17 protein-coding genes are annotated in these 18,621 nt (G+C 70.3%); 9 read left to right on the top strand and 8 right to left on the bottom strand.

What is annotated here, in order from left to right:
• The first annotated feature begins 90 nt into the window (after nt 1-90).
• Genes MKK70_RS23655 through MKK70_RS23645 form a run of 3 tightly spaced genes read left to right on the top strand, consistent with a single transcriptional unit; the run spans nt 91 to nt 1,874 of the window.
• A complete protein-coding gene (locus MKK70_RS23655) occupies nt 91-792 on the top strand; it encodes a uracil-DNA glycosylase family protein (protein WP_243950315.1) in 702 nt (233 codons plus the stop codon).
• A 12-nt stretch (nt 793-804) separates the two neighbouring features.
• Nucleotides 805-1,524, top strand: a complete 720-nt coding sequence (gene pyrF, locus MKK70_RS23650; RefSeq protein ID WP_243950313.1) for an orotidine-5'-phosphate decarboxylase — start codon at nt 805-807, stop codon at nt 1,522-1,524.
• Between the two features lie 5 nt (nt 1,525-1,529).
• A complete protein-coding gene (locus MKK70_RS23645; protein ID WP_147726031.1) occupies nt 1,530-1,874 on the top strand; it encodes a DUF1330 domain-containing protein in 345 nt (114 codons plus the stop codon).
• Nucleotides 1,875-1,884: 10 nt separating this feature from the next.
• Here the strand turns inward: MKK70_RS23645 and MKK70_RS23640 are convergent, their stop codons facing one another.
• Nucleotides 1,885-2,511 carry a TetR/AcrR family transcriptional regulator gene (locus tag MKK70_RS23640; protein WP_243950311.1) on the bottom strand — a complete coding sequence of 209 codons (627 nt, stop codon included), beginning with the start codon at nt 2,509-2,511 and terminating at the stop codon, nt 1,885-1,887.
• A 144-nt stretch (nt 2,512-2,655) separates the two neighbouring features.
• Between MKK70_RS23640 and MKK70_RS23635 the strand changes: the two genes are divergently transcribed.
• Both MKK70_RS23635 and MKK70_RS23630 read left to right on the top strand, forming a co-directional pair.
• Nucleotides 2,656-3,426, top strand: a complete 771-nt coding sequence (locus MKK70_RS23635; protein WP_243950309.1) for an SDR family NAD(P)-dependent oxidoreductase — start codon at nt 2,656-2,658, stop codon at nt 3,424-3,426.
• Between the two features lie 87 nt (nt 3,427-3,513).
• Entirely contained in the window at nt 3,514-5,253 is a 1,740-nt protein-coding gene (locus MKK70_RS23630) for a methyl-accepting chemotaxis protein (protein ID WP_243950307.1), read from the top strand.
• A gap of 61 nt (nt 5,254-5,314) precedes the next feature.
• On the opposite strand, the gene MKK70_RS23625 is transcribed toward MKK70_RS23630, so the two are convergent.
• The 5 genes from MKK70_RS23625 to MKK70_RS23605 all read right to left on the bottom strand — a co-directional run bounded on the left by MKK70_RS23625 (nt 5,315) and on the right by MKK70_RS23605 (nt 11,433).
• Nucleotides 5,315-5,512, bottom strand: a complete 198-nt coding sequence (locus MKK70_RS23625) for a hypothetical protein (protein ID WP_147842373.1) — start codon at nt 5,510-5,512, stop codon at nt 5,315-5,317.
• 353 nt (nt 5,513-5,865) lie between these two features.
• Complete coding sequence (locus tag MKK70_RS23620; RefSeq protein WP_243950306.1) at nt 5,866-6,963, bottom strand: Gfo/Idh/MocA family protein; 1,098 nt, start codon at nt 6,961-6,963, stop codon at nt 5,866-5,868.
• An 86-nt stretch (nt 6,964-7,049) separates the two neighbouring features.
• Entirely contained in the window at nt 7,050-8,846 is a 1,797-nt protein-coding gene (locus MKK70_RS23615; protein ID WP_243950304.1) for an NADPH-dependent assimilatory sulfite reductase hemoprotein subunit, read from the bottom strand.
• 187 nt (nt 8,847-9,033) lie between these two features.
• Nucleotides 9,034-10,806: a sulfite reductase flavoprotein subunit alpha gene (locus MKK70_RS23610; protein WP_243950303.1), complete on the bottom strand. Its 1,773-nt coding sequence runs from the start codon at nt 10,804-10,806 to the stop codon at nt 9,034-9,036.
• Nucleotides 10,807-10,917: 111 nt separating this feature from the next.
• Nucleotides 10,918-11,433 (bottom strand): Lrp/AsnC family transcriptional regulator, encoded by a 516-nt coding sequence (locus tag MKK70_RS23605; protein ID WP_147725948.1) that lies wholly within the window; start codon nt 11,431-11,433, stop codon nt 10,918-10,920.
• Between the two features lie 234 nt (nt 11,434-11,667).
• On the opposite strand from MKK70_RS23605, the gene MKK70_RS23600 reads away from it, so the two are divergent.
• Genes MKK70_RS23600 through cysN form a run of 3 tightly spaced genes read left to right on the top strand, consistent with a single transcriptional unit; the run spans nt 11,668 to nt 14,803 of the window.
• Nucleotides 11,668-12,462: a phosphoadenylyl-sulfate reductase gene (locus MKK70_RS23600; RefSeq protein WP_243950301.1), complete on the top strand. Its 795-nt coding sequence runs from the start codon at nt 11,668-11,670 to the stop codon at nt 12,460-12,462.
• Nucleotides 12,459-13,394, top strand: a complete 936-nt coding sequence (gene cysD / locus MKK70_RS23595) for a sulfate adenylyltransferase subunit CysD (protein WP_243950299.1) — start codon at nt 12,459-12,461, stop codon at nt 13,392-13,394. The genes MKK70_RS23600 and cysD overlap by 4 nt, the downstream gene beginning before the upstream one ends.
• Entirely contained in the window at nt 13,394-14,803 is a 1,410-nt protein-coding gene (gene cysN, locus MKK70_RS23590) for a sulfate adenylyltransferase subunit CysN (protein WP_243950297.1), read from the top strand. Before cysD ends, cysN begins: the two co-directional genes overlap by 1 nt.
• A 142-nt stretch (nt 14,804-14,945) precedes the next feature.
• On the opposite strand, the gene MKK70_RS23585 is transcribed toward cysN, so the two are convergent.
• Both MKK70_RS23585 and MKK70_RS23580 read right to left on the bottom strand, forming a co-directional pair.
• Nucleotides 14,946-15,962 (bottom strand): fumarylacetoacetate hydrolase family protein, encoded by a 1,017-nt coding sequence (locus MKK70_RS23585; RefSeq protein WP_243950295.1) that lies wholly within the window; start codon nt 15,960-15,962, stop codon nt 14,946-14,948.
• A gap of 173 nt (nt 15,963-16,135) precedes the next feature.
• Nucleotides 16,136-17,158, bottom strand: a complete 1,023-nt coding sequence (locus MKK70_RS23580) for an LLM class flavin-dependent oxidoreductase (RefSeq protein ID WP_243950348.1) — start codon at nt 17,156-17,158, stop codon at nt 16,136-16,138.
• 184 nt (nt 17,159-17,342) lie between these two features.
• On the opposite strand from MKK70_RS23580, the gene MKK70_RS23575 reads away from it, so the two are divergent.
• On the top strand, nt 17,343-18,545 hold the full coding sequence (locus MKK70_RS23575; protein WP_243950293.1) for a pyridoxal phosphate-dependent aminotransferase: 1,203 nt from the start codon (nt 17,343-17,345) through the stop codon (nt 18,543-18,545).
• Nucleotides 18,546-18,621: the final 76 nt, after the last annotated feature.

The following is an 18,621-nucleotide window of genomic DNA, read 5'->3' as shown; positions in this document are numbered from 1 at the left end:
CACGGCGCGGGCCTCGTCCCGCGCCGTTTCTTTTGGTCGCGTCGGTCCGGGCTCGCCGAAGCGCGGCGCGGTGCCCATGTCGCATCCAGCATGGACACCGCCTTCGACCGCACCGCCGCGCGCCTGCGCGCCTGCCGGATCTGCCGCGACGCGCCGCTCTACGGGCCGCCGCTGCCGCAGGAGCCGCGCCCGATCGTCCAGGGGACCGCCACGGCGCGGCTGTGCATCGCCAGCCAGGCGCCCGGAACGCGGGCGGACCGCACCGGCATCCCGTTCATGGACCCGTCGGGGGTGCGCCTCCGGTCCTGGCTCGGTCTCGACGAGCCCGCCTTCTACGACGCGAGCCGGGTGTCGATCGTGCCGATGGGCTCGTGCTTCCCGGGGCTCGATGCCAAGGGCGGCGACAAGCCGCCGCGGCGCGAATGCGCCGAGCGCTGGCGCGACGAGCTCTTCGCCGGCCTGCCGCATCTCGAGCTCATCCTGGTGATCGGCCAGTACGCGCAGGCGTGGCACCTCGGCAAGATGCCGGACGGGCTCACCGGCACGGTGCGGCGCTGGCGCCAGATCCTCGCCGAGCCGCGTGCCCCGCGTGTGCTGCCGCTGCCTCATCCGTCCTGGCGCAACAACGGCTGGCTCAAGCGGGAGCCCTGGTTCGAAGCCGAGCTTCTGCCGGTGCTGAAGGCCGAGGTGGCCCGCGTCATGGCGGGCGGGGTCACGGCGAACGGAGTCATGGCTTCCGGTGTCATGGCTGCCCCCGCGGGGGCGCGATTGACACCGCACCCGGCCGCGTGATCGGGAACTGCGATGCGAGATCAGCCGAACCCGAGCCCGACCGACCCGCGCGACCGCCTCATCGTCGCCCTCGACCTCGACGACCCGGCGGCGGCCCGCGCGCTGATCGACCGGATCGGGGACGCGGCGACGTTCTACAAGATCGGCTACCGCCTGGCCTATGCCGGCGGCCTGTCGCTGGTGCCGGAACTCGCCGCGCGCGGGCTCAAGGTCTTCCTCGACCTGAAGCTGCACGACATCGGCAACACGGTGGAGGAGGGAGTGCGTGCGCTCTCCGGCCTCGGCGCGACCTTCCTGACGGTGCATGCCTACCCGCAGACCATGCGCGCGGCGGTGCGCGGGCGCGGCGCGTCCGACCTGAAGATCCTCGCGGTGACGGTGCTTACCTCCTACGACGAGGGCGACGCGCGCGAATCCGGCTACGCGCTGCCGATCTCCGACCTCGTAGCGCACCGGGCCTTCCAGGCGGCCGAGGCCGGCATCGACGGCATCGTCTGCAGCGCCTTCGAGGCGGAGGCCGTCCGCACCGTCGTCGGCCCGAGCAGCCTGATCGTGACGCCGGGCATCCGCCCGGCCCGCAGCGCCGCCGGCGACCAGAAGCGGGTGATGACCCCGGGCCAGGCGCGCGCGGCGGGCATCGACCACGTCGTCGTCGGCCGCCCGATCACCGCTGCCGCAGATCCGCGCGCCGTGGCACAAGCGATCCTCGCCGAGATGGCAGCACAGGAGTGACGAGAATGACGCGCGGCTACTGGATCGTCCGGGTCGATGTGCGGGACGCGGAGGCCTACAAGGACTACGCCGCCTCGAACGGCGCCGCCTTCGCCGAGTTCGGCGGCCGCTTCCTCGTGCGCGGCGGACGCTTCGAGGCGGTGACCGGGACGGCGCGTGCCCGCAACGTGGTGATCGAGTTCGCGAGCTACGACGACGCGCTCGCCTGCTGGAAGTCGGACAGCTACCAGGCCGCGCGCGCCAAGCAGAAGAACGGCGCCGACGCCGACATCCTGATCATCGAGGGCTACGACGGCGAGCAGCCGAACGTCGGCATCGCGCCGGAGCCGGCCAACCCCGCATCGGAGTGACCGACCCGTCTCAGCGGCCGGCCGGTCGGAGGCTTCGCAGCAGGAACGCGATCATCACGTCGAGATCCGGCATGGGCGCGTCGGGATACTGGCTGACCAGCAGCGGATGGCTGTAGCGCGCGATCGCCGTGTGCAGGCAGCGCGCCGTGCCGGCTGGATCGTCCGTCTCGAACTCGCCGCGCGCGACGCCGTCGACGACGATCCGCTCGAACACCGCCCCGATCCGGTCGACGTGATGGCGGCAGACCTCCCAGCTCTCGCTCATCGCCGCCTCGATCATCTCGTGCATGCGCGGGAAGGCGCGGCAGCGCTCGGAGGTGTCGCGGTACAAGGCCCCGATCACCGCCGTCAGGCGGTCCGCGGCGCGCGAGCCCGGGGCGTCGGCGATCGTCGAGATCAGCGCCTCGACCTCGCCGACCAGGCGCTCGACCACCGCCTCGTTGATCGCCTTCTTCGAGTCGAAGAACCGGTAGACGTTGGCCGGGCTCATCTTCAGCGTCTTGGCGATGTCGGCGACGGTGGTCTTCTGGTAGCCGATCTCGCGGAACGAGCGCTCGGCCGTCGCCAGGATCCGGCAGCGCGTCGTCGGCGCGCTCTCGTCGCTCTGGATGCGTTCTAGGTCGACGGCGATGGTCATGGACCGAGCGTATGCCGCAATCCGGCAAAGCGTCAAAATGTCGGACCGCGCACCTGTGAGGAACCGGGCCGCGACGCCCGAATTGGCCCGCTGAAACGGCCCGATGGCGGGGCCGGACCACCTCCAGCAGCGAAGCCGGCACCGATGAAGCTCGAAGGCAAGAAGGCCCTGATCACCGGTGCGGATTCCGGGATCGGCCGGGCCACCGCACTCCTGTTCGCGCAGCACGGCGCGGACGTCGCGATCACCTACAACACCGACGCGGACGGCATCGCCGAGACCGCGCGCCTGGTCGAGGAGACCGGGCGCCGGGCGCTGGTGATCCAGAACGACGTCGGCGACCCGGCCTCCGTCACCGCCACCTTCGACCGCATCGCCAGCGACCTGGGGCCGATCGACATCCTGGTGGCCAATGCCGGGCAGGCGATGAGCGGGATGGCGGTGGCGGACATGGAGGATGCGCGGCTGGAGCAGATCCTGCGCGTGAACCTGATGGGGCCGCTGTTCTGCGCCCGCGCCTTCATCAAGCTGCGCCGGGTGCAGGGCGGCCGCGGCAAGATCGTGATGGTCTCGTCGGTCGCGCAGCACCTGCCGACGCCGGAAAGCGCGCCCTACGGCATGTCGAAGGCGGGCGTCGGATCGCTCTGCCGAAGCCTGTCGCGCGAGCTCGCCGAGGACAAGATCAACGTCAACAACGTCGCGCCCGGCCTGATCGAGACGCCGATGACCGCCGACCGCTTCGAGGACCCGAAGGTGCTCGACAAGTCGCTCGAGCGGATCCCGTGGCATCGCGCCGGGCAGCCCAACGACATCGCCAAGGCGATCCTCTACCTCAGCAGCGACGATGCCGACTACGTCACCGGGCACACCCTCGTCGTCGACGGCGGCCTGACGATGCAGTGGGGCGGCGCCTGAACCGCGACCGGCCGTTTCGACCGCATCTCTCGGGAAATCTCGGCAACGTTAACAGGATGGTAGCGGACTTCAGTCACATCTGAGGGTATGCTGTTCCAGTTCAGAACCAGAGCCCCAGCGCGCACCATCGACGCCTCCACGCCAATGGAGGCGGCCGAGCAGCCCAAGCCCGTGGCGGCCGTCGCGGCGCGCCTCGACGGCGACGTCGTGAACGCCATCGAGGAAGACGTCCGCTCCGCGATCGAAGGGGTGAGCCGCTCGATCGAGACCGCGCAGAGCGACGTCGCCGAGATGAAGGGCGGCCTCTCCGCGATCCGGGCGCAGATGGACGACCTCGTCCAGGTCTCGCGAAACGCGGCCGCCGCGACCGCGAGCCTCGCCGGCCAGACCGGAAGCCTGTCGACCCTCGCGAGCCAGACCGCCGCGGCCATGTCGCAGGCCGGCGGCCATCTCGACCATGCCGGCGATCGCGGCTCCGAGGCGCGCGCCCTGATCGCGACGCTGGCCCAGGCCGGCAACGAGATCGCCGGCATCGTCGACACGATCGCCGCGGTGGCGCGGCAGACGAACCTGCTCGCGCTGAACGCCACGATCGAGGCCGCCCGCGCCGGCGAGGCCGGGCGCGGCTTCGCGGTCGTCGCCGCCGAGGTCAAGGCGCTCTCGGTCGAGACGGCGCGGGCGGCCGAGGAGGTGCGGACCCGCGTCCTGCGCCTCCGGGAAGGCGCCGCCGCCTCCGGCGCAGCGATCGAGGCCGCTGCCGGGGCCATCGAATCGGTGCGCCCGTCCTTCGCCAGCGTCCGGGAGATCGCCGACATCCAGGCCCGCACGGTCACGAGCATCGTCGACGAGGCGACCCGCACCTCGGACCTCGTCGCGCATCTCGACGCGGATGCGGGCTCGGCCAGCGCCGCCGCGTTCGACCTCGACCGCCAGGCGGAGCGCATGCAGTCGGCCACCGCGTCCGCGGCCGAGCAGGCCGGCCGCCTGGGCCAGCGCTTCGTCACCGTAGTCCGCCAGAGCGAACTCGGCGACCGGCGCCGGTTCGATCGTTACCCGGCCGACCTCGAGGTCCGCCTGCCGGATGGGCGCAGCACCCGCACGGTCGATCTGAGCGAGGGCGGCGTCCTGCTGCGCACGCCGGAGGGGGAAGCCATCGCGGTCGGCGCCGGCATCGCCATCGCGATCAACACCGTCGGTGTGGTCCAGGCGCAGGTGGTGGCGACGAGCGCGATGGGGGTGCACTGCGCGTTCCAGGCGAACGACGGCGCGTTCCGCGACAAGCTGCTGGCGAAGATCGCGTCGATCCACGCGGAGCACGCGCCCCTGATCGTCAAGGTCCAGGCCCTGGCGGCGCAGGCCGCGTCGATCCTCGAAGGAGAGCTGGCCGCGGGGCGCGTGTCGGAGGCGGCCCTGTTCGACACCGACTACCAGCCGATCGCCGGCTCGAACCCGGCGCAGTTCATGACGCGCTCGGTCGAGCCGATCGTGCGGTTGCTCGGACCGATCCTCGAGGCGGAACTCGGGCGGGACGAGCGGATGATGTTCTGCATCCTGACCGACCGCAACGGCTTCCTGCCGTTCCACAACCGGGTCTACTCGCAGCCGCAGCGCAGCGACGACCCGATGTGGAACCACGTCAACGCGCGGAACCTGCGGATCTTCGACGACCGGACCGGCATCACGGCGGCGCGTTCGATGCGGCCGGTGACGCTTCAGGTCTACCGGCGCGAACTCGGTACCCAGATCATCATGGTGACCGAGGTCGACGCACCGCTGAAGATCAACGGGCGCCACTGGGGCGGCTGCCGGACCGCCTATCGCTTGTGACCGATGCGGGCCGGAGGGCCCGCATCACCCTGATCGATCGAACGCCGAAAAAGCAGACGGCTTACGAACCGAACTGCGAGCCGAGCTGCTCGAGGTATTCCGCGAGGTCGACGCCGCCGACGCGCTTGCCGTAGTCGAAGCGCATGCCCTGGCGGATGTCGACCGCCGCGCTCTTGGTCGTCAGCGTGAACGGGCGGACGCAGACCCAGGCGCCGTCGCGGCGGTGTTCGAAGTATCCGAGGATTTCGTGCTTGGCCATGTCTCGGTCCCGTACGGATTTTCGGGATAACGAGCACGGCCCGACTTCGTTCGACGCGCGCGGAGATTTATCCGCATCTTACCGTCAAGCTTTGGTCTTTGCAGGGCAGCAAGTGTTTGCTGCGAGGCAACATGGCGACGCACGACGAACCTTGTTCCGACGCGCTTGAGCTGGGCGCTTCGTCGATCGCCGCCTCCCGCGCGTCCCTGGTGCCGAGATGCCGAGCAGCGACACCCCAGACCGCCGCGTGATCCCAAGAGCTTGCTGCTTACGTGGTCCACTCGGCGCGATCGCTTCAGCCCGCCGGGCTGGTTGAGAGCGAGGCCGGTCGCAACGCCGGCCGCTCGCCGCGTTCAGCCGCCCGGCTTGGCAGCGTTGACGAGGTCCGGGGGCGTGATCTCGGGCAGCGCGATCGCCTGCGACGCGTCCGGCCGCGTCCGGCGTCGCATCGGCGCGAGGGCCTGCGGCTGGCCGGTCTCGAGCGCGCGCTCGATCGCGGCGAGGATGCGGACGTCGGCCAGCCCCTCCTCGCCGTCCGGCTCCGGCACGCGGCCGTTCAGGATGCAATCCGAGAAGTACCGCGTCTCGGCCCCGAACTGGTCGACGCTCGGATAGGACAGGGCTTCGGTCTCGCCGCCACGGGTCAGCTCACCCGCGAGCGACTGGCCGAAGGTGAAGCCCGGCGCCATCAGGAGGTCGCCCTCGGTCCCGGCGATGCGGTAGGCGTCGACCGAGTCGGTCTCGTAGGAGACGGTGAACTGCGCGAGGCGGTCGCCGGGGAAGCGGAGCGTGACCGCGACGGTGCCGTGGAAGGCGTAGGGGCTTCCCGGCCGGCGGGCACCGTGGGCGTGGACCTCGACCGGCTCGTCGGCGAACAGGTTGCGCACGGCGTTGATCGGGTAAGTGCCCATGTCCGGCACCGGCCCGGCCCAGTAGCCCTGGTGCGCGCGGTGGTTCTCGGTCGCGACGTGCTGGCCGAAGGTCGCGGTGAAGACCAGCGGCTCGCCGATCGCGCCGGTCCGCACCCGCTCGATCGCGTCGAGGGTGCCGGGCTCGAAGTGCAGGCGGTAGGCCAGCATCAGCCGGGCGTTGCCGCGCTCGGCCGCGGCGATGATCGCCTCGCACTCGGCGACGCTCGTCGCCATCGGCTTCTCGAGCAGCACATGGATGCCGGCCTCCAGCGCGGGCACGGCGTAGTCGCGGTGCATCCCGTTCGGCAGCGCGAGGTAGACCGCATCGAACAGCCCGGAGGCCAGCGCCTCGGCGTAGCGGTCGTAGGAGAAGGTGGTCAGGCGATAGCGTTCGCCGAGCGAAGCGGCCTTCTCCGGATCGCCGGTGACCAGCGCCGTGATCGTGGAATTGCCGGTCTGCGCCACCGCCGGCATGAAGGCGGCCTGCGAGATCCAGCCGCCGCCGACCACCGCGTAGCGGATCGCCTTCGCATCACTCATGGTCGCCCCCGGGTTACGCCGATGCAGCGCAACGCGAGGTGCGAGCCGAGGTTTCCGAACGCTCGCGGCGCGGAGGCGGTTTCGCGTCAGGCGGCGGGCTTCAGCGCGCCGATGTTGTCGTGGAAGTCGGGCCCGTTGGTGGTCTTCGCCACGTGGCCGGCGCGGACGAGGTAGTCGCCGAAGCGCTCGCCCGGATTGCGGCCGCGCGCGTAGTCGGCGAAGAGCGGGTCGAGGGTGTCGCGGATCTCGTCGGCCTTCACGTCCTCGCGGTAGAGCTTGCCCAGGCGCGAGCCGTCGAAGGCGGCGCCGAGGTAGAGGTGGTAGCGCTCGGGGCCGCGGCCGACGAGGCCGATCTCGGCGATGAACGGGCGGGCGCAGCCGTTCGGGCAGCCGGTCGAGCGGATCGTGATCTCGTCGTCCTGCAGGCCGTGGCGGGCGAGGCTCGCCTCCAGCTCGGTCATCAGGTCGGGCAGGTAGCGCTCGCTCTCGGCCAGGGCGAGGCCGCAGGTCGGCAGCGCGACGCAGGCGATCGAGTTGCGCCGCAGGGCGCCGGCGCCCTTGGTGAGGCCGTATTCGTCGACGAGCGCCTCGATCGCCGCCCGCTTCTCGGAGGGCACGTTGGCGATGATCACGTTCTGGTTGCCGGTGAGGCGGAAGTCGCCCTCGTGCTCGGTGGCGATCCGGCGCAGGCCGCTCAGGAACTTGGGGCCGTCCTCGTAATCCTTGATCCGGCCCGACGGCACGTACAGCGTCAGGTGGTGGCGGCCGTTGTCGCCTTCGGTCCAACCGTAGCGGTCGCCGTTGCCGGTGAAGGCGAACGGCTTCGGGTCGGCGAAGGTCTTGCCGACGCGCGCCTCGACCTCGGCGCGGAACGCCTTCAGGCCGTAGCGCTCGATCGTGTACTTGAGCCGGGCGTTCTTGCGGTTGGTGCGGTTGCCCCAGTCGCGCTGCACCGTCATCACCGCTTCGGCGACCTTCACCGCCTCGTCCGGCTTGCAGAACAGCATCAGGTCGGCGGTGCGCGGGAAAGTGTCCGGCTCGCCGTGGGTCATGCCCATGCCGCCGCCGACGGTGACGTTCCAGCCGGTGAGCTTGTTGGCCTTGTCGAGGATCGCGATGAAGCCGAGGTCGTGCGCGAAGACGTCGACCTCGTTCGAGGGCGGCACCGCGACGACGATCTTGAACTTCCGCGGCAGGTAGGTCTTGCCGTAGACCGGCTCGAACTCCTCCTCGCCGCCGACGACCTTCTCGCCGTCGAGCCAGATCTCGCGCCAGGCGTTGGTCCGCGGCAGCAGCGAATCGGAGATGTCCTTGGCCAGCTCGTAGGCCGCGGCGTGCGCGTGGGTCTGGGCTGGGTTGGTCGCGGCCATGACGTTGCGGTTGACGTCGCCGCAGGCGGCGATGGTGTCGAGCAGCGCGGCGTCGATCGCCGCCATGGTGCGCTTGAGGTTCGACTTGATCACGCCGTGATACTGGAAGGTCTGGCGCGTCGTCGCGCGGATCGCGTCGCCGGCATAGGTCGTGGCGATGTCGTCCAGCGCCAGCCACTGCTTCGGGCTGATGACGCCGCCGGCGATGCGCAGGCGGATCATGAAGGCGTAGGCTTTGTCGAGCTTCTTCTTGGTCCGCTCCGGGCGCAGGTCGCGATCGTCCTGCAGGTACATCCCGTGGAACTTTACGAGCTGGCCGTCATCGTCGGAGATCGCGCCGGTGGCGTGCTTGAGCAGCCCGTCGGCCAAGCCGCCGCGGAGATAGCCGCTCGCGATCTTCAGGTGCTCGTTGTGCGCGAGCCCCGCAGCCCGCGCGGCCTCCGCCTCGTCGATCGGGCGGCCGGTCGGCGGGGTCTCGTAGACGCGCTCGGAAGCAGGCTTGTGGTCGTCCATGGCGGTGATCCGACTTCGTTCTCGCAAATCTCTGGGGTCGCCGATCCCTCTTCCCTCTGCGGGAGAGGGTGGCCCGCGATGCGGGTCGGGAGAGGGGAGCGACATCTCCGGAAAGGGGGGGCCCCTCTCCCGACCCCTGCCGAGGCAGGGGCCACCCTCCCCCGCAGCGGGGGAGGGCCGGTGCATCTCAGTACACGTCCTGCTGGTAACGGCCGGCGCGCTCAAGGGCCGACACCGCCGCTGCGGCATCGTCGGCACTCAGGCCCTTCACCGCCGCGTAGGCGTTCTCGACCGCGACGCGGACGTCCTTGGCCATCGCCTTGGCGTCGCCGCAGACGTAGAGGTGCGCGCCGCCCTCCAGCCACTCCACCAGCTCCTCGCGATGCTGGTCGATGCGGTGCTGCACGTAGAGCTTCTCCGGCTGGTCGCGCGAGAACGCCACGTCGATCTTGGTAAGTGAGCGGTCCTCCAGCGCCTCCTGCCATTCGAGCTGGTACAGGAAGTCGTGGGTGAAGTGCCGGTCGCCGAAGAACAGCCAGGAGCGGCCAGTGGCCTCGACCGCGCGGCGCTCCTGCACGAAGGCGCGGAACGGGGCGACGCCGGTGCCGGGCCCGACCATGATGATGTCGGTCGCCGGGTCGGCGGGCAGGCGGAAGTGGCGGTTCGGCTTCAGGCGGACCCGGAGCTTGGCGCCGTCCGACATCCGGTCGGCGACGTGGGTCGAGGCGACTCCGGTCCGCGCCCGGCCGTGGGTCTCGTAGCGCACGGCGGCGATCACGAGGTGGACCTCGTCGCCGACTTCCTTGCGCGAGGAGGCGATCGAGTAGGCGCGCGGCGGCAGCGGACGGGTGATGCCGCCGAGATGCTCAGCGGTCAGGGCCGCCGGATAGGTCTCGATCAGGTCGATAAGGTGGCGGCCCTCGATCCAGGCGCGGACCTCGCCGCTCTCGATCAGCCGCTTGGCCTCGTCGTGCCCGGTCGCCTTCACGAAGCGCTCGACCGTGGCGGCCGAGAGGGTGGTGATGTCGCGCTCGGCGAGCAGCGAGCGGCGCAGGGCCTCGTCGCCGGTCAGGCCGGTCGCCTTCAGGATCTCCTCGACCAGGGCCGGGTCGTTCTCCGGGTAGATCTCGAGCGAGTCGCCGGGCTCGTAGGCGGGCGCGCCGTCCTCGAAGGCCAGCGCGAGGTGGATCGTCTCCTTGTCCGAGCGCGACGAGTTGAGGTTCACGTGCTCGACCACCTCGACCACGACCGGCTCGCGGCTCGGCTCGGCATCCTCGTCCTCGGCAGCCGTGGCGCGGGCGAAGTCGACCGCCACGACGTTGTCGGCGGCGACCGGGGCCGGCGCCAGCGCCTTCAGCGTGTCCTTGATCCAGGCGGCGGCCGGCCTCTCGTAGTCGAGGTCGAGGTCGGCGCGCTCGGCCGCCCGCTTGCCGCCCAGCGTCTCGAAACGGGCATCGAGCGCCTTACCGATGGCGCAGAACTCGGCGTAGGAGGTGTCGCCGAGCGCGAGCACCGCGAACTCGACGCCGTCGAGGCGCGGGGCGCCGTCGCCCATCAGGGCGTTGTAGGTGTGGGTCGCGCGGGCGGGCGGCTCGCCTTCGCCCCAGGTCGCGGCGATGGCGACGAGCTTGCCGGCCTTCGGCAGCACGGCGAGGTCGAGGTCGGCGAAGTCGATGACCTTCGGCTTGAAGCCCTGCTTGCGCGCGAGCTTGGCAACGGTGCCGGCCAGGGCCTCACAGTTGCCGGATTCGCTCGCGTAGATGATCGTCAGCGGCTCGGCGGCCTTCGGCGGAGCGGCCGGTGCCGCCGCAGGCTGCCCGCCGGCCGCGTCGATCCCGGCGAGGAAGCCGGCGAGCCAGGCGCGCTGGATCGCGGTGGCGCTGCCGAGCACGGCGTCGAGGCTGGCCCGCTCGCTGTCGCCGAACGGCGCGGTGCGGGGAAGAAGGCTTTGGCGTGACATCGGAAGACCATGTCGTGGGGCGGAAGGCCCCTGTCAACGGGAAAACGTCCGTTTTACAGAACGCTTGATTTGGAGAAGGAGTCGATCGTCGTTGCGGCGCAAAAAAGAACTTTATTCTCCAACCGCCACGAGGGTCGGCGGCAATCCTTGGATCTGGCGGCCGTTCGTCGGCGGCGCGGGCAGCGGCAGGGCCGTCGTCGACTTCACCTTCTCCATCGCGAAGCGCGAGGTGACGTTCTTCAACGGCAGCGTCGCAATCAGGCGCTTATAGAACGTGTCGTAGGCGCTCATGTCGGCCACGACGACGCGGAGCATGTAATCGACGTCGCCGGCCATGCGGTAGAATTCCAGCACCTCGGGCATCGCCGAGACGGTGCCGGCGAATCGCTCCAGCCACTCGCGCGAATGGTCGGCGGTCTCGATCGAAACGAACACAGTGAGCCCGAGGCCGAGCTTGACCGGGTCGAGCACGGCGACGCGGCGGTCGATCACCCCGTCGGCCTCGAGGCGCTGGATGCGCTTCCAGCACGGGGTCTGCGACAGGCCGACCCGCTCGCCGATCGCGGCGATCGACAGGGTCGCGTCCGTCTGCAGCAGCGCCAGGATCTTCAGATCGATCGAATCCACGGCCAACCTCGCATCTCGACGTCGCTTCGCCATGCGGCCCATGCAGGGCGCCCATGAGAAGGAACTTCCATTTCCGCGCAACCGATCCCGATTGCGGCGTGTTGCCAGGGCTTACTGCATCGCAGCGCAGGGCATCCGAGCCTCGCGGCGGCGCCTTGACACCGTTCGTTATAGCGAACATCTCAGGGAACAACCAGTGCCCCTGGCACGACCCGGCCCGCGAACGAACAGGCGATGACCCTTCCCACCCCCCAGGCGGCGGCCGATCTCGCCGCCCAGCTCAAGCCCCTCGACCTCAAGGGGCGGATCGCCCTGATCGAGGCAACGATCCCCGGACGCCTCGTCTTCACCACGAGCCTCGGCATCGAGGATCAGGCGCTGACGCACGCGCTCGCGATGGCCAAGGGCCGGACCGAGATCGTCACCCTGGATACGGGGCGGCTCTATCCCGAGACCTACGACGTTTGGGCGGAGACGGAATCGGTTTACGGCATCCGCATCCGCGCCTACGCCCCCGAGCGGCGATCCGAGGAAGCGTTCGTGCGCGAATCCGGCATCAACGGCTTCCGCCATTCGGTCGAGGCGCGGCAGGCCTGCTGCGGCTTCCGCAAGGTCGAGCCGCTGGGCCGCGCCCTCGACGGGGCGGCCGGCTGGCTCACCGGCCTGCGCGCCGGCCAGTCCGCCAACCGCGCCGACACGCCGCTCGCGGAGTTCGACGAGAGCCGCAACCTGATCAAGCTCAATCCGCTGGCCGACTGGACGCGCGAGGACGTCGACCGTTTCGTGCGCGACAACTACGTGCCCTACAACGTGCTGCACGATCGCGGCTTCCCCTCCATCGGCTGCGCCCCGTGCACCCGTGCCGTCCGCGTCGGCGAGCCGGAGCGTGCCGGCCGCTGGTGGTGGGAGCAAGAATCCAAGAAGGAATGCGGCCTGCACGTCCACGTGCCCGAGGCCGACGTCGCGCCCGGCGAGGAAGCCGCGGCATTCGAGACCACGCAATCCCACAGACCGGAGATGGCCCGATGAGCGCCGCACCCGCGATCCAGGCGCAAGCCGGCAGCCGCCTCACGCACCTGCAGCGGCTGGAAGCCGAGAGCATCCACATCTTCCGGGAGACGGTCGCCGAGACCGAGAACCCGGTGATGCTGTACTCGATCGGCAAGGATTCGTCGGTGCTGCTGCACCTGGCGCTGAAGGCGTTCGCCCCCGGCCGCCTGCCGTTCCCGCTGATGCACATCGACACGACTTGGAAGTTCCGCGAGATGATCGCCTTCCGCGACGCCCGCGCGAAGGAGCTCGGCCTCGACCTGATCGTCCACACCAACCAGGACGGGCTCGCCCGCGGCGTCGGCCCGATCAGCCACGGCTCGGAAGTCCACACCGACGTGATGAAGACGCAGGCGCTGCGGCAGGCGCTCGACAAGCACAAGTTCGACGCGGCCTTCGGCGGTGCCCGCCGCGACGAGGAGGCATCGCGCGCCAAGGAGCGGATCGTCTCCCTGCGCACGGCCCAGCACCGCTGGGACCCGAAGCGCCAGCGGGCCGAGCCCTGGCACCTCTACAACCTGCGCAAGAAGCGCGGCGAGAGCCTGCGCATCTTCCCGCTCTCCAATTGGACCGAGCTCGATATCTGGCTCTACATCGAGCAGGAGCGGATCCCGATCGTGCCGCTCTACTTCGCAGAGCCGCGGCCGGTGGTCGAGCGCGACGGGCAGCTGATCATGGTCGACGACGACCGCCTGCCGCTGGAGCCCGGCGAGACGCCGACCTTGCGCAAGGTCCGCTTCCGCACGCTCGGCGACTATCCGCTCACCGGCGCGGTCGAGAGCGGCGCCGACACGCTGCCGGCGATCATCGGCGAGACGCTGGCCGCCCGCACCTCGGAGCGGCAGGGCCGGGTGATCGACAAGGACGGCGCCGGCGCCATGGAGCGCAAGAAGCAGGAAGGCTACTTCTGATGACGGTCCACCCCTCCAAGGACGCGTTCGACGCCCCCGAGTTCGGCTACGCGTCGTTCCTGGCCGCGCATCAGAGCAAGGAAGTCCTGCGCTTCATCGCCTGCGGCTCGGTGGACGACGGCAAGTCGACGCTGATCGGCCGCCTGCTGCACGACACCAAGCAGATCTTCGACGACCAGATCACCGCGCTCCAGCGCGATTCGAAGAAGCACGGCACGCAAGGGCAGGAGGTCGACCTCGCGCTTCTCGTCGACGGCCTCCAGGCCGAGCGCGAGCAGGGCATCACCATCGACGTCGCCTATCGGTTCTTCTCTACCGACAAGCGCTCGTTCATCGTCGCCGACACGCCCGGCCACGAGCAGTACACCCGCAACATGGCCACCGGCGCCTCGACCGCCGACGTGGCGGTGATCCTGGTCGACGCCCGCCAGGGCCTGACCCGCCAGACCCGGCGCCATGCCCTGCTGGTCTCGATGCTCGGCATCCGCCGCGTCGTGCTCGCCATCAACAAGATGGACCTCGTCGGCTGGTCGCAGGCCACCTTCGACGGGCTGGTGGCGGGCTTCTCCGCCTTCACTCGCGATTTCGGCTTCGTCGAGGTCCAGGCGATCCCGCTCTCGGCCAAGAACGGCGACAACGTCGTGCTGCCGGCGGTCTCCGCGCCGTGGTACCAGGGTGGCCCGCTGCTGGCCTATCTCGAGAGCGTGCCGGTGCACGAGGAGGCGCTGGCCTCGCCGTTCCGCATGGCGGTGCAGTGGGTCAACCGCCCGAACTCTGAGTTCCGCGGGTTCTCGGGCCTCATCGCCGCCGGCACGGTGAAGCCGGGCGACGCGGTGGCGATCGCCCCGTCTGCGCGCACCTCCACGGTGGCGCGGATCGTCGGCCCGGACGGCGATCTCGCCAGCGCCCAGGAGGGCCAGTCGGTCACCCTGGTGCTCGCCGACGAGGTCGACGCCTCGCGCGGCAGCGTCATCGCCGCCGCCTCGTATCCGATGCAGGTCTCCGACACCCTCGACGTGCGCCTGTTCTGGGCCGCCGAGACCGAGCTCGCCCCCGGCACGGCGCTGCTCGCCAAGGTCGGCACCGTCACGGCCAACGCCGTGGTGGACCGCATCCGCAACCGCATCGACCCCGAGACCGGGCAGCCCGGCCCGGCCGAGAAGCTCGTCGCCAACGACATCGCCGACGTCACGCTCAAGCTCGACCGCGCGGTGCCGTTCGACCCCTACGCGGAGACCCGCGACACCGGCGGCCTGATCCTGATCGATCGCGAGAGCACGGACACGGCGGCTTTGGGCCTGGTTCAAGCGCCGACGCGGGCGGCCGCGACCGCCCCGACGAGCGCCGCCGCCGCGACGACCCCGACCGGCGGCTTTTTCAGCCGCCTGCGCGGGTTGTTCGGAGGCTGAGACACGGCGGCCTCGGCCGTAGACGGGAAAGAGGATCGCGCGGTGATCCGCGCGATCCCTCGGTTGCCGGTACGGAGCCACGGCGTTCCCGCAAGCGGTGAGGACCGTGGAGAGCGGGCGGATCGGTATTTCCGAACGCCGGTCAGACCAGGCTGAAGTGCAGCTCGCCCAGCCCTTCGAGGCTCGACACGATGACGTCGCCCGGCTTCAGCCATTGCCGCTCCGCCCGCGGGATCTTCTCGCCGAAGATCACCCCCTGCGGCGTGCCGGTGTAGAAGACGTCGCCCGGCTTGATGGTCATCACCTTCGAGGCGAAGCTGATCAGCTGGCGGCAGTTGAAGATCATGTCCGCGGTCGTCCAGTCCTGCCGCACCGCGCCGTTGACCTTGGTCACCAGGCGCAGGTTGTTCGGGTCGGGCACGCGGTCGGCGGTGACGAGGTAAGGCCCGAGCGGCGCGAACCCGTCCGAGGTCTTGCCGATCATGAACTGCGAGGTCAGCGTCTGCAGGTCGCGGGCGCTGAAGTCGTTGCCGGTGGCGTAGCCGGCGACGTAGTCGAGCGCGTCGGCCTCCGAGACGTCGTGGCATTCCCGGCCGAAGACGATCACCAGCTCGGTCTCGTAGTCGAACTCGCGCGCCGCCTGCGTCGGCAGCCGGATCGTGCCGCCGTGGTGGTTGAGCGTGTTGTTGTACTTGTTGAACAGCGGCGGGTCCTTCGGCGGCGGCGTTCCCGTCTCCTCGGCGTGCTTGCGATAGTTGAATCCCATCATGATGATCTTTTCCGGCCGGGTGACCAGCGGCGCGTAGGCGATCCGGTCCTCGGGTATCGTCAGCCGCGGGTCGGGGGCCGCCTCGACCGCGTCGATCACCGCGCGCAGCATCGGGCCCTTCCCGTTCTGCAGAAGGTCGTCCATGTCGGCCGGCACCGGCAGGCCGACCGCCTTCCCGGCGGCGGCGACGTCGAGCACGCCGTCCGGGGTCTTCAGGCCGAGGCCGTAGCCGCCGTCGCGGCGCAGGTTGATCAGGATCATGTTGCGCGGCATGCCGAAGGCGGTCGGCGCGGGCGGCCCCTTCTCCGCGGCCCGTGCCGCGACCGGGGCGGCCATGGCGGTGGCCGCGAGACCGGCCGTCGCCTTCAGGAAATCGCGTCGATCGCCCATCGTTCTCTCCTCCCGAGATCGTCGATGCCTGGGTGGCGGCCCTTCGACGGGCCATCCGCGTGCCCGACGCCGCGAAGCCGCGTCGAGACCGCCAGGATGCGCCGATCCCGGATCGATGTCAGGAGCCCGGGACCGGTCGAGGCGACAGGCTGGTCAGGATGTCGTCCGGCGATTCACGCGGCCGCGGCCGTCTCGGCGAGTCCCCAGGCCTGCGCCAGCAGGCTGTAGGAGCGCCGCCGGGCCTCCTGATCGGGAACGGCGCAGACCACCATGATCTCGTCGGCCTGCGTCGCCTCGGCGAGGCCCGAGAGCAGGGCGCGCACAGTCTCCGGCGTGCCGACATGCAACCGGTCTCGGCCGCGGGCGATGCGGGCGCGCTCGGCATCGCTGTAGGGATAGGCTTCGGCCTCGGTGAGCGTCGGGATCGGCGCGTACTCGCCGCGCTCGCGCCGGAGCGTCGCCAGCTGGGTGCTGAGCGCCAGGCGCTCGGCCTGCGCCTCGGTCTCGGCGCACACGGCCGCGACCGCGAGGATCGCATGGGGCCGGGTGCCCCACCGCGAGGGCTGGAAGCCGCGGCGATAGTCGAGCATCGGGCCACGCGCGTCGAACGAGGCGAAGTGCTGCGCGAAGGCGAAGCCGAGCCCGACGCGCGCGGACAGATGCGCGCTGTAATCCGACGAGCCGAGCAGGAAGATCGGCGGCAGCGGCACGCCGGCCGGCATCACGGTCACCGTGTTGAACGGATGGCCCTCGGGGAAGCCGCCGGTCTCCCACAGCATCAGCTCCTGCAGCCGCTCGAGGAAGTCGTCGCCGCCGCGCGGCGCCTCGCGCCGGCGCAACGCCTGGGCGGTGATGCCGTCGGTGCCGGGCGCGCGCCCGAGGCCGAGGTCGATCCGCCCGGGAAACAGCGCCTCCAGCACCTTGAAGCGCTCGGCGACCATCAGCGGCGCGTGGTTCGGCAGCATGATCCCGCCCGAGCCGACCCGGATCGTCCGGGTCGCGGCCGCGATCTGGCCGACCATGATGTCGGGGGCCGGGCTCGCGACCGAGGGCAGGGCATGGTGCTCGGCGAGCCAGTATCGCCCGTAGCCGAGGCGGTCGACGTGGCGGGCGAGGTCGAGGGAGTCGCGCAGCGCCTGAGCCGGGCTGGAGCCGGAACCGACGAACGACAGGTCGAGGACGGAGAGCGTTGCCATCGCCAGGAGATGGTGTCGCCGGAAGCCGCCGTCGAGGCGGCGGCCGAGCACGAGCCCTGCACCCCGTGCGTGACGTTTGCCGGCGAACCCCGAGCCGGCGCCTTGCTCGTCCCAGGAGCCGCGACTACGGTCCCGCCGCCGTCACGGAACGGCGAAACCTGCATGAAAACCGGAGCACCCGACCATGGGCTTTCTCGCCGACGCCCTCTCGCGCGTAAAACCATCCGCGACGATCGCGATGACGCAGAAGGCGCGCGACCTGAAAGCCGGCGGCATGGACGTGATCAGCCTGTCGGTCGGCGAGCCCGACTTCGACACGCCCGAGCACATCAAGCAGGCCGCGATCGAGGCGATCGCCCGGGGCGAGACCAAGTATCCGCCGGTGTCGGGCATCGTGCCGCTGCGCGAAGCGATCGTGAAGAAGTTCAAGCGCGAGAACGGGCTCGACTACAAGGTCTCCCAGACCATCGTCGGCACCGGCGGCAAGCACGTGATCTACAACGCGCTGCTGGCGACGCTGAACCCCGGCGACGAGGTCGTGATCCCGCGCCCCTACTGGGTGTCCTACCCGGAGATGGTGGTGCTCTGCGGCGGCACGCCAGTCTTCGCCGAGACCGACATGGCGCACGACTTCAAGCTCCAGCCCGAGGAGCTGGAGCGGGTGCTGACACCGAAGACCAAGTGGATCATCCTCAACTCGCCGTCGAATCCCTCGGGCGCCGCCTACAGCCATGCCGAGCTGAAGAAGATCACCGACGTGCTGATGAGGTACCCGCACGTCTGGGTGCTCACCGACGACATGTACGAGCACCTGACCTACGGCGACTTCGAATTCGTCACCCCGGCGCAGATCGAGCCCGGCCTCTACGAGCGCACGCTGACCATGAACGGCGTCTCGAAGGCCTACGCGATGACGGGCTGGCGCATCGGCTACGCCGCCGGCCCGGAAAAGCTGATCAAGGCGATGGACTTCGTCCAAGGCCAGCAGACCTCGGGCGCGTCCTCAATCTCGCAATGGGCGGCGGTGGCCGCGCTCGACGGCACGCAGGCGCACCTCGCGCAGTTCAAGGCGGCGTTCCAGGAGCGGCGCGACCTCGTGGTCTCGATGCTGAACCAGACCAAGGGCCTGCAATGCCCGACGCCGGAGGGCGCGTTCTACGTCTACCCGTCCTGCGCCGAGACGATCGGGCGCACGACCCCGTCGGGCAAGACCATCGCCACCGACGAGGACTTCGTGACCGAGCTGCTGCAGGCGGAGGGCGTCGCCGCCGTGCACGGTTCGGCCTTCGGCCTCGGCCCGAATCTGCGCATCTCCTACGCCACCTCGACCAAGACGCTGGAGGAAGCGTGCAACCGCATCCAGCGCTTCTGCGGCTCGCTGCGCTAGCACGACGACGGCGGGCACCATCGGGTGCCTGCCACTTCGATACGGATCCGCCGCGGATCGTCCCTGTGGTTCGGGC

This window comes from Methylobacterium sp. E-041 (assembly GCF_022829665.1).
GTDB lineage: Bacteria > Pseudomonadota > Alphaproteobacteria > Rhizobiales > Beijerinckiaceae > Methylobacterium.
The sequence above is the reverse complement of the archived record's forward strand: the minus strand, read 5'-3'. Positions and strand labels throughout refer to the sequence as shown.